The following is a 14,344-nucleotide window of genomic DNA, read 5'->3' as shown; positions in this document are numbered from 1 at the left end:
GGCTAGAAGGTAATTTCTAATTGGGTAAAAGTATTGTAATAAAACTTATCAATTGGAACGATGGGTCGATAGTCATAGATGGTTTGAAACTGAAAGCCTACCCCAATATACTCAGTTATCGATAATAGAACACCAAGACTGGCGGCCAACCGGGGTTGGTTGAAAGCATCTGTGAACTTATTTTGCAGATAAACGGCATTCTGGATTTCAATTTTTTCAGTGATACATCTTATCGAACTTATATATAGGTTGAACTTGAGCGCATCAGTTTTAACAGGGGAAGTGTCGGGTGGCAAATCATCATCTCTGACACCTTCAAAGTTCCACTTTTCCCTTTCTAAAAACGGGCCCGCTCCGGCAAACAAGCCTCCTTTAACGTTCTTGTAAAATTTATACCGCACATTGGCACCGGCGGCATACTTTTCCTGAAGTCCCCTCACGTCGGCCCAATGGTATTGTGCGTAGTACTCCATTATCAGAGGATTGTCGTAGAAGGTTTTATACCTGGCATAAATGAAGCCCCCGCTGAGCACTACATCGTCGCCGTCTTTGGTTAGTTCAAACTTGTTGGCAACGGTAATTGCATGACTTTTGAATCTGTATACCAGGTCGGCCGTATTTGAAATTTCCGTATAGTTGTTCTTCTGCCTTCGGAGTTGAACCGACGGGGCTACCGATCCTTTAAAATGGCGGGTAGTGTCGAGGATGATGGCGTAACTTTCAGGAAATAACATTTGTCCCCTTGCTGTTGCAAATGACAGTGCCGCCAGTGCAAAAAAGAAAAGGTGTTTGATTCCCAATGCTGGATTTATTTGAATTTGATTCGCCATGACACGCCTGCATCAACAAACCAATCGCTGACGCCGTCATTTTTCCCATACCCGACGGACATGTCGAGAAGGAAATCGTTGTTGACAAGATAGGATAGACCAGTATCCCACCTGTTGTCGAAATCACCATTGAATATGGTGCCATAGTTTTCAATAAAGCTCCCCACCTTTTCAGTAAGAGGGAAAGAAAGATTCACTGTGTAGTTGAAGGCCGGATCAGTATTGTTGCCCGTCCATGCCACAGCCCAGTTGGTGGTAAGCCCCAGTTTGTCGGTGAGCCTCTGCCCATGAATAAGCATGATTCTCGGAGCGAGGTTGGCCGCTTTGTAGTCCTCATCCACAGCAGTAAATCGGGCGTCAGCCTGGATGCCAAGGGAGGGCTTTTCTCCGTGACCGTCAAGAATATTGTACCGGATGCCTGCATTCCACATGCCCAAGCCGCCTGCTGTCATATCTGAGACACTCGTTTTGTCATGTCGGAAAGCAAAAGCGGACCTGATCTCAAGCTTTTCAAGAATGCCATACCGCAATGACGCCAGATAGGTGTAGTTAGTGCCGGTGAGGTCAGTATTGTCTAACGAGTAACCGTTGTATGTACCTCCGGTTTGCACCTGAAAAACATTTTTCCCGGTGGTAAAAGGTCCAACCGACTGACCTGGCCTGGCACTTCGAATGGTAGGGTTGTACTGCGAGAAGGCCTTGTTGGATGAAAGGCCTGCAAGCAGCGCAATGAGAAAGGCTAATTTTAGCTGGGCACTTACTCTTACTTTAATAGTTGTTTGCATAGTTACAAAGCTACGATTTGATGCAACGTTAATACAAAACCTGATCAAATGATACATATTTTGAATACAGGCTAGAAAGCATCAAAGAGTCATAGCTGATGTGTTGTTTCTTTCTTTACTTAACCTGCAATAACAACTTCTTCACTAATAAGCCTTTTGACAGGAATAACTACTTTTCCAGTTTTTGTTTTCAACACACAGGAGATGTTGTCTATTTTTTCAATCTCTCCTTCGCTGGTTCCGATGCGAATCTTTTGTCCGGCTTCAAAATTATTTTTTGTGTAATATGAGGAAAGAATATTGGCAAGTACATCTCTTGAACCAAGCCCAAAGGAGAGCGCAAATGACAACATGATGCCTCCGAGGATTAAAGTTACGTTTGAAGTGATAATGGTAGTGTCAATCCCGGCCTGGCTAAGTGCGGTGAGAGTAACAATAACGAGGATGACGTAGAAGGCGAAGCTGCTGACGATACTGCCTGATGCAACGGAGAACGAATCAAAAATTCCTTTGAGTCCTTTGCGAATAAAATTGGCGATGTATAACCCAATAAGGAAGATGATAATGGCGCTGAAAAGCTTAGGCAGATAGGCTATCAAATCTCCAATAGACTGCGAAACGACAATCCAGCCCAACGTATCGGAAGCCGTAACAAAGAACAGCAGAAGGATAATCCAGTAAACGAATTTGGATACAACAGCAGAAGGGGTAATGTTGATTTTAGCCTTTGCCAGCATTTCATCAGCATTGATTTTCTCTGTCAGCTTGTCAAATTTGATAGCTGTAAGCGCTTTCTTGATTGCAAATGAAACAATTTTTGCAATGGCCCACCCAATGATAATGAGAAGGATGGCCCCAAAAATCCGGGGTAATTCAGTCATTAGCTTTTGGCTTAGTGCCAGCAACGACCCGAGGGCGATTTGTGTCCAGTCTGTAATCTTTTCCATGATAAAAACGGTTTGGTTAATTGCCTGACTTAGCAAAATGCGGGAAGCTGCAATGAAAGACCTGCTGCCAAGGGCTGCAGTTTTACAAATTCAGGCATCGGCAAGTGGGGCAAGTGATAGTAATTGGTTTTTGTTCTCTATTGAGACTCGGGTTTCTCCTGCTGGTCACTTTTATTGCCGTCTTTTTTACTTTCAGCCGATTGATTATCAATCAACTTTGCTGCAGTGGTAACCATGTTTACCGTAAACAATTCTGCGAAATCCTTCAAGGTTTCCGCTAACTGGATGCTGTGCATTACTTTTTGCTTAAGTTTTGCGGGAGCCTCTTCCTTGTTTGCGAGTTCCTTAAATGGATTATTTGATTTATTGTTGGACATCTGTAGTGTTCGCTTGCTAGTAAATATTCTCAGAAAACAATGCTTTGTTGAGGTCAATGATTTTTTGCCTTGCACGGCTTAAGCGCATTTTCACTGCGCTGTCGTTCAGCTCAAGTATCCTCGAAAGTTCCTTAATCGAGACGTCATCCCGATACTTCATCAATAGTATCATTCTCTCCTCGGGTTCTAACTTATTGAGGAGAGTACTTAACCGGTTTATCTTGATCTCAAACAACTCCTCGTCCGACGGACTGGCAAGCTCTCTGAGCTCAACCGTAAGAGACTCCTTTTCTTCCCGTTGTCTTGTCTGTCTTTTGTAAAAATCAGCACAATGATTGTATGTTATGGAGTACATCCAGGTAGAAAAGCTCGATTTGTGATTGAAAGTTGCCAACTTCATGTAGATTTTAACCAAAACTTCGTGGGTAAGATCTTCAGCAATAGTCGGATCGTGTGAAAAGCTGATGCATTTATTGTAAATTCTGTCCGCATACCGATCATAAATGACCTCAAATAACTTGGAGTTGCGGGTAGACAGTATCTTCTCTACCACGATTTCATCGGGCACATTCTTTAAATCAAGTACGGTTAGCACATTTCCACTCATTTAATGATTGTTTGCCATTTGACCTCCGTGGTTCATGATGGGCGCAGACCCTATTTGGTTTTCGAAAGCTCTTCGATCTCACTGTCCAACTTTTCCCAGTTGCTGAACTCGAGTTCTTCCTTTTCATCGAAATCTTCTTTTTTGAATACCAGCCCCATAGTCATTGTTACACTGGTGGCAATGATGACTATGAGGAGAATAGCATCACTAAAGACACTGTTCTGATATTCGGCCGGTATGGAGAAAAAGAGCAGAACAGTAATCAGCCCCCTGGGCGCTATCCATAGCTGTGGGCTAATGTTTTTGATGACAACTGATTTGAGCAGGATATATCTGACAACGTAAGTTAACACAAGTATAGCAAGTGATATAATAAGGGAAGACACTTCGGTGAGACCTGAAAAATCTAGCGTCATGCCAAAAATTACGAAGAAGAAGGTTCGTACCACAAAGGCCGACTCCATTGTCACCACATGGAAGTCTTCTAGTATGTGTTTCAGGGCAGTTTCATCGATTAGTTTTTTCAGTTTGCCCCTAAAGAAAATAGTGTGATTGCTCAGCACAAGGCCGAATACCATGATGATGAGAAGCGAGGAGAGATGAAACATTTTTCCGGTGGAATATAGGAGCACCAAAACTGCTATGAGGAAGAACAGTTTGACCTTTGTTGTAAGCTTTTGCAGGAGAAGCACCAGTGAGTAGCTGATAATAATAGAAAGGGCTATGGTGATCAGGATACTGCTGGAAACCTCCCAGACCACTTCTGAAGTTGTTGTGGTGTCCGCACTGCCTATCAGGAAATAGAAAAACATGATACCCAGGATGTCAGAAAAGGTGCTTTCATATATCATGAACTCCTTTTTTGAGTCAGAAAGATTTCCTACGCTGGGGATAATGATGGCGCTGCTTAAGATTGAAAGCGGTATGGCATAGATCAAAGAAGTGTAGAACGAGTCGAAGAAGAAGTGTTGAAACAAATAGGCAATGCCGAGGGAGGTAATTAGCAGAGAGAGCAATGCTACAATGAAGGACTTGATGAGCAGTGGCCGTTTTTTTTTAGTGAGTTTTAAGTCAAGCGCAGCTTCGAGCACAATCATGATAAGCCCTACTACTCCCAAAAGCTCCAATGCTTCCATGATGCCGCCTGCGAGATTGATTTGGTAATAAGCCAGGAGCTGCTGAACCCCTACTCCAAGTGCAATTAAGAGGAGCACGCTCGGAATATTGGTTTTCTTGGAAAACTGATTAAAAAAGTAGGACAAAATTATTATCAATGAAATGGCAATCGTTTCACTGTAGGCATTTAGTATATCCATATCAAGGCGTTTATATGTAGACTTGCATTTTCCCGGAAGGTCACCAAATTAGTTAGTAAATATTGTGACGAAACGGTAAGTTGTTAGTCTCAAGTGCAAGAATATTATTTAAATCAACTGATCCATGGCTAAAAGCAACAAGTTCGGAACTTTTGGTGGGGTATTCACACCCTCCATCCTAACTATTCTTGGCGTTATCATGTATTTGAGGTTGCCCATGATTGTTGGGGAGGTGGGTCTTTTGACCACCCTTGGCATTATTTTGGTCGCCCACATCATTTCCGTCACCACAGGGTTGAGTGTTTCCTCCATTGCCACAGACAAGAAGGTGGAGGCGGGGGGCACCTACTACATGATAAGCAGAAGCCTTGGTTTGCCTATTGGAGGCACTCTTGGCCTCGCATTATTTGTGGGCCTTTCCTTCAGCGTGAGCCTGTACCTAATCGGATTTTCAGAAAGCTTCCTCAGTTATTGGGGCTTTGAAGGTTCAATCAACAATATAAGAATAGCAGGCACTGCTGTGCTTGTAGCCGTCACAACGCTCACATTTATCAGCACATCATTGGCCATTAAGACCCAGTATTTTATCATGGCTGCCATAGTTCTTTCCCTTGTTTCCATATTTATGGGCTCGCATGATCTCGGCCCGTCTGATATTACAACGGGTATTTCTACCTCTACAGTTTCAGTGATGGTACTTTTTGGTATTTTTTTTCCGGCTGTAACTGGCTTCGAGGCGGGAGTATCCATGTCGGGTGATCTCAAGGATCCCAAGAAGTCAATTCCCACCGGCTCCATCCTGGCTATTGTGGTCGGGTTTCTGGTGTATGTTGGGTTTGCCTGCTATTTGTATTTTACCGTGGATTCAGGAGTGCTCGCCAGCGACTCCAACATCCTCCTGAATATCTCCTGGGTGCCAGAATTGGTCATAGCAGGAATTTGGGGTGCTACATTATCGTCGGCACTGGGCAGTATCCTGGGAGCTCCCAGAATATTACAAGCAATTTCCACCGATAAAATAACACCACGTTTCTTTGGCAAAGGCTATGGCAAAGCTAATGAGCCTCGCAATGCACTTTTACTTACATTTCTGATAGCCGAAGCTGGAATTTTGATTGGAGAGCTCGATGTCATAGCCAGAGTGGTATCTATTTTCTTTATCACCACCTACGGCTTTCTGAACATTAGCGCTGCCTTTGAGTCCTGGACAAGCTCCGATTTCCGCCCAGAATTTAAGGTTTCAGGTTGGATCAGCCTTATAGGGGCCATCGCCTGTATTTTGGTCATGATTCAGCTTGACTTCGTTGCCATGATTGCGGCCGTACTTCTACTCGGACTGCTGTTTTTGTTTTTAAAGAGAAGGCAGTTAACTCTTGATTCAGGAGATGCATGGAGAGGTGTGTGGGCTTCGTTGGTAAAAAAAGGCCTTACCAGGCTCAAAAGTGAAAAAATTCATAAGAGAAACTGGAGACCGAATATTATTATGTTCAGTGGGAGCCCGACTATGCGGAAGCATATAGCTGATATGGGAAGGGCCATAGCCGGTAACCTTGGTATTTTGTCAGCTTTCGAGCTTGTTGAATCTTCGGAAAAAGACCTTGCAAAGGCTGAGTCGATGCTGGCCACTACAGACAACGAGGGTGAGTATTTTTCCTACAAATTTGCTTGCAAAGACATCTACTCTGGTATGGACGAGGTGGCAAGGGTTTATGGGTTTTCAGGGGTCGAGCCCAATACTATTCTAATGGGTTGGAGCCGGGCTCCTAAAAACAAGGAGCAGTTTGCCAAAGCACTAAGAGGTTTCAAGCGGGGGGGATACAACAACATCTTCATTGATTATCACGAAGACAGAAAATTTGGTCAGCTTAGCACCATTGATATTTGGTGGGGGGGCAAGGGCCCCAATCTGAGCTTTTCTCTGGCACTGGTTAGAAACCTCGTGGCTTCCAGCTTGTGGAAACTGGCCAGGATCAGGCTGTTGATTATTGATGAGTTTGGGGAGAACCAGGAGGCTATCTATAAAGAGGCCAGGGCTGTGCTTGAAAATGCGAGAATAGATATAGAAGTCAAGGTGATCAAGGGACAGGACGAGAGAAAGGAAATAATGAGGAGGGAGTCGGGCGAAACAGATTTGGTTTTTATAGGTATGGACACAACCGCCCTTGAGGACATTGACAAGTATTATGATGGTGTGAATGAGGTATTGGATGTGCTGGGCACCACACTTATTGTTAGTTCATCCGATTACTTTGAGAGTTTCGAGATTGCAGAGAGAGTGAAGGAGGCAGTACCGCAGGCTTCTAAAAACTTACTGAAAGCCTTACCAAAAATTGAGGCATCAAAGTTTCCAGAGGTGGCTGTAAACATTCAGAAGATAGACCAAAATGGAAGAAAGCTTCTTGATCTTTTATTCAAAAAGGGGTTCAGAAAGTCATTTGAAAATCATGAACTTATTTTGGGAGAACTGCTTTCCCTCCTCAAGTCGGCCGAAAAGGAATTAAGATCCATTCAGAAAGTTAAGGAGTCTTACAAGAGAGCAAAAGCGTTAGATAAGGCTCGAAATGACGCTTCTTTCAGGCTAACCCAGCTTTTCAAAGACAAGGTTGCTCAGAACTATGTACCCACGCAGGTTGCACAGCTTAAGCAGGTCATTGGGGAATACACGGAGCAGCTCGAAGAAGATTACAAACTTTACCCAAAGTTCCTCTCAGTAAATTATTCCCAGGAGGCTTTCGGAGAGGCAACTGCCCATTCTGGCACCGCTTCATTCTACAAGGGGTTGATGAGAGCGAGACATTTCGTCTTTGGTTATCCCGTAAAGCACAAAGTTGTTTTCAGGGAGCTGGCAAAATATTTCCAGTGGGGAGGGCGGCTTTCTTTTCTCCACGGGTATTTAGGAAAGTACTCCGACAGCACCTTTGACTTTTATTCAGAGTGCCGGACCATCATCAACACTTTCAATACCGTTTTTGACGAAGATGACGGCAAAAGAATTGAAACTATAGAAGCTGAAATCGCACGTCTTTCGGAGCTTTTGGCCGGACAAAAAAGAGAAGCTGAGCTTTTTGAAGCAAGGCTGCTGCTGGAGCACATCCAAAACAATCAGAGGATGAGTCATGCCCTTGGCGAACTATTCCCTATGAAGAATACCTGGAGAAGGTCATCTACCGCCAAATACATTCAAGCCAAAAATGAAGGGATTGAAGCATTGCTTGAGTCATTTGACTCGGATTTGAGAACAGTTCTGAATAAAGTGCTCATGGAGCAGGAAATCAACAGAGTGAAAAGCAGAATTGGAATACTTCACAGCTCTTTAAATCAGAGGTTTGAGCAGGTGATTGAGTCCAGGGTGATTAAGAGAATCGACAAACACCTGCAAGTGCCGGTTCAATCTTCCCGGGAGGTTGCGTTTGAACTGGAAACAGATTGGGAGCTCGAACTGCAAGAAACGCTTGACCATGTCACCGAAAGATTTTTGGATGCTGCGTCAGAAATGCCCGATACGCTTGAGGTGCTGAAAGTAAGAACAAGCGCAGCGAGGCTACAGAGTGAGTCCATGGAGATTCCTGTGGGAAAAATGGCTGAATATTATCTTAAGACGAAGTTAATTTCTGTGCTGGAAGAGCAGCACGGAAAGGCGATAGATGGTGTGAAGCGAAGTGTATATGCTATCAGGGAGGCTGGAAACCTGCTAAGATTCAAATTGGATAACGCAGAAAACTCTGGGGAAGGCTACTCTGCGGAATTGATCCTAAGCGATTTTTCGTCCAGGGTGCAAAGCGAAAGAAACAAAATAGGGGAGATCGTAAAGCAATTTGTAAATGAGTCCTCCAAATGCTTTTCCGAAGCCTTTGAGCCTCTGAGTTCCTATAATATTGAAGTATCAGCGTCAGATTTCGGGTACGGTTTCAAAAGCCTCCAAAGCCGGAAACTGGCTACGCTCGCCTCCAGGTATTTCGGCAATCTCGCAGAACTGGCATCCAAAGGTGTTAGCAAGTTGTTGTACAGCCGGAGCGAAGGAGTTCTTTTCGCCAGAAAACTTTCTAAAGAGCAAGAGGTGCATTCGCTTGCCGGGCGTATGCTGGATTTCAAAGAAAGAGTTTGTCCTGGCACCAACGCCCTGAGAGACCTCCCTGGCTATTATGTGAGCCTTTTCAACGGCAGATCCAGTATAGGCAAGGACTTTTGGGTGCCGAGGGTCAGGGAGGAGGCGCTTTTCAAGCAGGCTGTCAGTCGCCACAAATCGGGATATTTTGGAGGTATTCTCCTAATTGGTGAGCGAAATGAAGGAAAGACCGCCTTTGTGAAGCATGCCGCAGGCCAGCTTGGCTACGACAAGAATTTCTACTCAGTATTTCCGCCGTTGCAAGGCACCCTGGATCCGCTGGAGTTTGAGCGATCCCTTCAGCGTGCCACCCTTCTGAAGGGGAACACAAACGAAATTATGAGCCAGCTTCCCGCAGGAAGCATCATATCCATCAACGACCTGGAGCTCTTTTGGGAGAGGCACTCCGGGGGTATGAGCATTGTAAACCTTCTTGGCAACTTGATTGACGAGTTCGGTAGTAAGTGTTTGTTTGTAGTTAATGTAAATCCCCACACTTTTCGATTGATAGATGAGCTCTCTGGATTCTCTCAGAAGTTTATAGAAATAATAAGCATGGAGGCATTTGATGCTGAAATGATTAAAGAGGTGGTAATGAAACGCCACAAATCGAGTGGATTGTCGCTTACTTTCAAAAAGGGAGAGGTTAACCTTAGTGAGATACAACTGGCAAGGTTATTCGGCAAGTATTTTGATTATAGCAAGGGAAATCCAGGCACGGCCCTGAACGGATGGCTGGCAAATATAACGGCGGTTACGAGCGAGGAAATCAGGATTTCCACGCCTCCCAAGATTTCGGTCTCCTTTCTGAAAGAACTTCATGATGAATGGTTAATGCTTTTGAATCAGTTCATTCTTCATAAAAGGCTGGACAACGAAAAAGTGGCAAGGATTACTGGCTGGGACAGCGCCCATATAAAGAGGTTGTTGCTGTCATTAATCAGGTCTGGAGTAGTGGTGGAAAAAGCGACCGGGGTGTATATGATAGACCCCTATATTCTTCCATTCATTGTCCGGCACCTGAAAGAGAGGAGTGTATTATGAAAGTTTCAGACATCAGAGCCAGGGTAGCAGGTATGTGGAGTAGCTTAATGAGAGCTGGATGGAAGAGGAGTGATGGGGTAGGGCTCGGGTCATTTCAGGCAGAGTCGCAGGCTCATACTGATATTGTTATAAAAATCAACATGGGCTCGCCGTCCTCGATCTTAAAAGTGAAAGAAATTATTCTGAACGACATGTGGACAGCATCGGGAGCCGGTGTTCAGCTAAAATCATCGAAGCTGGAGAATGGGATTCAACACATTACCATTCGATACCTGCCAATTGGCCAACACCATAGCAAGCCGATGCTCGACAAACTTGCGCTTCTCGAACATGTGGAGGAGGTATCTGTAGTTGTAATGTAAGCGAAGTTGATGATCTTAGTTTTCCCAATGAGACTTAGTGGGACTTTCCGGTCTGCGGCTTGCCCTCTCTCGGGTTGAAATAAACTCTCTGCGTAGGGTACGCAAAGTCGATGTCATTTGATTCGGAGAATTGCCTAAGGACATCCTGCCAAATTTTATGCTCAGAATCTCGTCGATTCTTAGGGCTCACCAGGTATCTCATAGACAGCATTACTCCACTATCTTTTACAGCTACGTACACTACAGGTGTGAGTGTGGTGTACAAAATCATAAATTTCTTCGAGGCTTCGATCAGCTTGCGCTCGGCTTGTTGAGATAAATTGTCAGTATTTTTGGATAAAACAGCTTCAAGGATAGACTTGGCCTTCTCCCAGTTGCTTTCAAAGGTCACAAGCACACCAATTTCATTCCAGATATGGCTGAAACCTTGATTGTAGTTGGCCTGAACTTCTTTGAATACCTTGCCATTGGGAATATGGACAATTCGCCCGGTGCTTTGGTCGGCGTCAACCCAATTCTTAATTTCATTTAGAGTGAACTGAAAAAAGCGAATATCAATCACATCGCCTGCCACACCTGATATTTCCACCCGGTCACCCACCTCGAACGGCTTCCTCAGGAGTATAAATAGCCAACCAGCCAGGTTGACGATGGGATCCTGGAGGGCAATGGCAAGACCAGCAGTGACCAGGCCAAAAAAAGTGGCCAACGAACCAAGCTTATCGATCCAAATGGACCCAATTACTAGCAAAACCAATGCGTAGTAAGAGTTCTTAATAACGTTCTTCCAATAGTATCTTTCTTTTGGATCAGTGATTTTATTAAAAAGGATCTTAAACAATATGACCCTTAGCACGGCGAGGATTAAAATAGAAAGCACCGAGTAGACTATCTTCAGTTGAGTTTCGGGGCTTACATTCCAGTTAGTTTCAAACCACTCGGTGATTTCCATTTAGTATTTCTTGTGTAAATGCAGCATGATTTTAGTTAGACTAAATATTACACATTTGGTCACATGGGGGCATTAGTTTTTGGCTCGCTTCGGTCGAAAGCTGGGCGTTGAGAGTTGTTGAGAGAGGTGCTCTTAGCCCTTTATTTTCAACACGGCTTTCATCACATCTTTCTGGCTGATTTGCCCTACAAGCTTCCCTTCAAGCACTACAGGAAATCTACGAAGCCGACGTTCGAGAAACAGCTTGGCTACATCAAAAATGGTCATTGCAGGGCCAATGCTTACCACATTGGTCGCCATGTGATCGGCAACCTTTCCTGACAGCACGGGCATGTCGTGGTACTTCCCCTTCACCACCTCCTTCAGGCAGTCGCCTTCGGAAATCACACCTACCAGCTCATTTTCGGCATTAACCACGGGCCCACCGGATATTTTCCTGGCAAGAAGGATGTGAACGACCTCATAAATGGATTGGTCTGGATGGAATGTCACGAGCCGGGTAGCCATGTAGTCGGCCACCAGCACGGGGTGCATTTCTCTTCGCTTTGGCTTTTCCTCTATTTCACCTCTGAAGCTCTTTACCATAGCTGTGCTTTTTGATGTAACAGAAGTTAATCATTTTCAGGCAGATAAGCAACTGCTGACGGGCATTGAGTGTTCTGAAGAGGTGTTGCTACAAAAAGTAGACTTTAAATACTGAGCCCTTATTTTCTTCGCTTTCTACCTCTATTCTTCCACCCATTGCCTCGATCTGGTTGCGGGTAATGAAGAGACCAATTCCCTTGGCATCCTTGTTGGGATGGAACGTTTTGTACATACCAAAAAGCTTGTCTCTGTGGAGATGCAGATTGATGCCAAGGCCATTGTCGGCTACCTCCAGAACTGTATATTTTTTTTCAGAGTAGGCTGTTAGATGCACTTCCGGCCTACGATCCGGATGGCTGTATTTGACAGCATTAGAGAGCAAATTTAAAAGAATGCTCTCCATATAGGCTGCATTGTGATTTATTACAATCTCCCTGGGGATGTTATTTACTATATGGGCATTTTTTGAGGAAATGTTTGCCGTCAATACCTCTCTTGTTTTCTCCACATAGTTGTGCAGGTTGATGTTTTGTCGTTGCAGGTCGATGGAGGTTTGAACCATCACCACTTCGTTGAGGTGGTGGATGGTTTCGGCTAGCTTCTCTGATATCGTTCTGATGTGGGTGAGGATTTCCTTTTGTTCATCCCTGTCTTCAGTTTCATCCAGCATTTCGAACATCATTTCAAAGTTGCCCGAATGTGACCGGAGATTGTGCGATACGATGTGCGCAAAGTTGAGCAGCCTTCTGTTTTGCTCGCCAATAATGTCAATTGTGCTTTTTAATGCTTCTTCTTTCTCTTTGGCCTGGGAAATGTCGGAGTGTGTGCCAATGATTCTTAAAGGCCTGCCATCTTCGTCTCTTCTGGTTACTTTTCCCCTGTCAAGCACCCACTTGTACTCCCCGTTTTTGCACAACACCCGGTACTCGGTGGAGTAGATTTCAGCCTTTCCCTGCAGGTGCTGATCCAGGTTCTTTTGGTACGTTGGAACATCGTCGGCGTGGATCAGCTTGGCCCAGCCTTCCGGAGCGTTTCTCACCTCGTGGCTAGCGTATCCCAGCATTTTCTTGGATTTTGGCGAAATGAAAATGGAACCCTTTGCCAAGTCCCAATCCCAGGCTCCATCGCCTGCTCCCTCAAGGGCAAACTGCCACCTCTCCTCACTTTCAGCCAATGCCAGCCTGGCTTTTTTCATCTGACTGATGTCGGTGGCAATGCCCAAAAAACCAACGATTTTATCGCTTTCGTCTGTAATGGAAGTTACAACAAGCTGTACGGGGAAAGTGGAGCCGTCCTTTTTTCGATATGTCCATTCCCTGGTGTCATGTTTTCCTTTTTTAGCCATTTCAACAAACACGTCAAACCCGGCCACTTCCTTCCCTAGTCGGGCACTCAACTGTTTACCCCGCAGGTCAATCTCTTCTTTAAGGTGAAAGATTGCCGGGCTGGCTTTGTCCACCACCTCCTCCGCTTTGTATCCCAGTAAATTCTCGGAGCCCCGGCTAAAGTGTGATATGATACCGTCAACATCTGTACTTATTATTGAAATCTGACTACCTGCATTTAAAATGCCCTGGAGGTCTGAATTTGCCTTTTGTAGCTCTTGCTCGGTTTTCTTTCGGTCGGTAATGTCCGTCATATACCCATGCCAAATAACACTTTCGTCGTGCTGCTTTTCAGGTGTGGCAACCCCACTAATCCATCTTTCACCCTTTGAGGGCAACACGACCCTAAAATCCTGTTCCCATGGGTTTAGCGTTGTGTATGAATGAAGAATAGATTGAATGACTGCATCCAGGTCGTGTGGATGTACCCTTTCAAATGCTTTGGCGGCATCAGCCCTGATCTCATTGGGAGTATGTTCAAAAATATCCCAAACTCCTTTGCTGGCATAAGGAAACCGGGACAGACCGTTACTCAGGTACTGGTACTGATAAAGGGCTCCGGGGGTTTGTTCTGTTAGCTTGTTGAGTAGGCGGTTATGCGTACTATTTACGCTGAGGTCATTTTCTGCGAGGCAGACCGTGACGTAACCGATCATTTTTTGAGGTTCCCCAGTGTCGCTCCACACCACCGTCTCCATTTCAGTTTCCAATGCAACGACCTCCCCCTGTACTGTAACACAGTCATACCTGGCAGTTATCATTCCGCTACGTTTTTTTTGACTGGCTTCAATTCGCAGGTTGATGAAGGACTGGAAGTCTGGAGCCCTAAGTATTGTTTTCCAAAACAGCCCCTCCTCCTTACTAAAAGGGTGTTGTAGGGAGAGTGCTTCGGTAAGGCTTTTGCTTATATTTTCCTGTTGGTTGTAAATATCCCACTCCCAAAACCCAGCAAGGGGCTTTGTTTTAGATTCAGTTGGGTTAGTCTTTGAAGGCATCTGGTATCCTCTTGTCGTTGACACATAAATCTTAATAAAGCCAGTTTGTAAGAG

11 protein-coding genes are annotated in these 14,344 nt (G+C 44.8%); 2 read left to right on the top strand and 9 right to left on the bottom strand.

Annotation, left to right across the window (positions count from 1 at the left end):
* Window positions 1-2 precede the first annotated feature (2 nt).
* The 6 genes from ACMVP2_RS05865 to ACMVP2_RS05840 all read right to left on the bottom strand — a co-directional run bounded on the left by ACMVP2_RS05865 (window position 3) and on the right by ACMVP2_RS05840 (window position 4,862).
* A complete protein-coding gene (locus tag ACMVP2_RS05865) occupies window positions 3-800 on the bottom strand; it encodes a DUF481 domain-containing protein (RefSeq protein WP_339791009.1) in 798 nt (265 codons plus the stop codon).
* A gap of 8 nt (window positions 801-808) precedes the next feature.
* On the bottom strand, window positions 809-1,615 hold the full coding sequence (locus ACMVP2_RS05860; RefSeq protein ID WP_416867028.1) for a transporter: 807 nt from the start codon (window positions 1,613-1,615) through the stop codon (window positions 809-811).
* 119 nt (window positions 1,616-1,734) lie between these two features.
* Entirely contained in the window at window positions 1,735-2,562 is an 828-nt protein-coding gene (locus ACMVP2_RS05855; protein ID WP_339791012.1) for a mechanosensitive ion channel family protein, read from the bottom strand.
* Window positions 2,563-2,699: 137 nt separating this feature from the next.
* The gene (locus ACMVP2_RS05850; RefSeq protein ID WP_416867027.1) at window positions 2,700-2,939 is read right to left on the bottom strand and encodes a hypothetical protein; all 240 of its coding nucleotides are present in this window, start codon (window positions 2,937-2,939) and stop codon (window positions 2,700-2,702) included.
* A gap of 16 nt (window positions 2,940-2,955) precedes the next feature.
* Window positions 2,956-3,546 carry an RNA polymerase sigma factor gene (locus tag ACMVP2_RS05845; protein ID WP_339791016.1) on the bottom strand — a complete coding sequence of 197 codons (591 nt, stop codon included), beginning with the start codon at window positions 3,544-3,546 and terminating at the stop codon, window positions 2,956-2,958.
* Between the two features lie 50 nt (window positions 3,547-3,596).
* Window positions 3,597-4,862 (bottom strand): cation:proton antiporter, encoded by a 1,266-nt coding sequence (locus tag ACMVP2_RS05840; protein ID WP_339791017.1) that lies wholly within the window; start codon window positions 4,860-4,862, stop codon window positions 3,597-3,599.
* A 124-nt stretch (window positions 4,863-4,986) separates the two neighbouring features.
* Between ACMVP2_RS05840 and ACMVP2_RS05835 the strand changes: the two genes are divergently transcribed.
* Both ACMVP2_RS05835 and ACMVP2_RS05830 read left to right on the top strand, forming a co-directional pair.
* Complete coding sequence (locus ACMVP2_RS05835; protein WP_416867026.1) at window positions 4,987-10,011, top strand: hypothetical protein; 5,025 nt, start codon at window positions 4,987-4,989, stop codon at window positions 10,009-10,011.
* Window positions 10,008-10,373 carry a hypothetical protein gene (locus ACMVP2_RS05830; protein ID WP_416867025.1) on the top strand — a complete coding sequence of 122 codons (366 nt, stop codon included), beginning with the start codon at window positions 10,008-10,010 and terminating at the stop codon, window positions 10,371-10,373. Before ACMVP2_RS05835 ends, ACMVP2_RS05830 begins: the two co-directional genes overlap by 4 nt.
* 34 nt (window positions 10,374-10,407) lie before the next feature.
* On the opposite strand, the gene ACMVP2_RS05825 is transcribed toward ACMVP2_RS05830, so the two are convergent.
* The 3 genes from ACMVP2_RS05825 to ACMVP2_RS05815 all read right to left on the bottom strand — a co-directional run bounded on the left by ACMVP2_RS05825 (window position 10,408) and on the right by ACMVP2_RS05815 (window position 14,290).
* Complete coding sequence (locus tag ACMVP2_RS05825) at window positions 10,408-11,325, bottom strand: mechanosensitive ion channel family protein (protein ID WP_339791021.1); 918 nt, start codon at window positions 11,323-11,325, stop codon at window positions 10,408-10,410.
* A gap of 132 nt (window positions 11,326-11,457) precedes the next feature.
* Window positions 11,458-11,910 (bottom strand): CBS domain-containing protein, encoded by a 453-nt coding sequence (locus ACMVP2_RS05820; RefSeq protein WP_339791022.1) that lies wholly within the window; start codon window positions 11,908-11,910, stop codon window positions 11,458-11,460.
* An 88-nt stretch (window positions 11,911-11,998) separates the two neighbouring features.
* Window positions 11,999-14,290, bottom strand: a complete 2,292-nt coding sequence (locus ACMVP2_RS05815) for a PAS domain-containing protein (RefSeq protein WP_416867024.1) — start codon at window positions 14,288-14,290, stop codon at window positions 11,999-12,001.
* Window positions 14,291-14,344 lie beyond the last annotated feature (54 nt).

The organism is Imperialibacter sp. (assembly GCF_048007035.1).
GTDB lineage: Bacteria > Bacteroidota > Bacteroidia > Cytophagales > Cyclobacteriaceae > Imperialibacter.
Note: the sequence above shows the minus strand (reverse complement) of the source record. Positions and strands in the feature narration are given on the sequence as shown.

Excerpts from the sequence above, each read along its gene's own strand:
- ACMVP2_RS05850 (WP_416867027.1), bottom strand. The coding sequence starts at position 2,939 with ATGTCCAACAATAAATCAAATAATCCATTTAAGGAACTCGCAAACAAG.
- ACMVP2_RS05820 (WP_339791022.1), bottom strand. The coding sequence starts at position 11,910 with ATGGTAAAGAGCTTCAGAGGTGAAATAGAGGAAAAGCCAAAGCGAAGA.
- ACMVP2_RS05845 (WP_339791016.1), bottom strand. The coding sequence starts at position 3,546 with ATGAGTGGAAATGTGCTAACCGTACTTGATTTAAAGAATGTGCCCGAT.
- ACMVP2_RS05835 (WP_416867026.1), top strand. The coding sequence starts at position 4,987 with ATGGCTAAAAGCAACAAGTTCGGAACTTTTGGTGGGGTATTCACACCC.
- ACMVP2_RS05830 (WP_416867025.1), top strand. The coding sequence starts at position 10,008 with ATGAAAGTTTCAGACATCAGAGCCAGGGTAGCAGGTATGTGGAGTAGC.
- ACMVP2_RS05825 (WP_339791021.1), bottom strand. The coding sequence starts at position 11,325 with ATGGAAATCACCGAGTGGTTTGAAACTAACTGGAATGTAAGCCCCGAA.
- ACMVP2_RS05855 (WP_339791012.1), bottom strand. The coding sequence starts at position 2,562 with ATGGAAAAGATTACAGACTGGACACAAATCGCCCTCGGGTCGTTGCTG.
- ACMVP2_RS05815 (WP_416867024.1), bottom strand. The coding sequence starts at position 14,290 with ATGCCTTCAAAGACTAACCCAACTGAATCTAAAACAAAGCCCCTTGCT.
- ACMVP2_RS05840 (WP_339791017.1), bottom strand. The coding sequence starts at position 4,862 with ATGGATATACTAAATGCCTACAGTGAAACGATTGCCATTTCATTGATA.
- ACMVP2_RS05860 (WP_416867028.1), bottom strand. The coding sequence starts at position 1,615 with ATGCAAACAACTATTAAAGTAAGAGTAAGTGCCCAGCTAAAATTAGCC.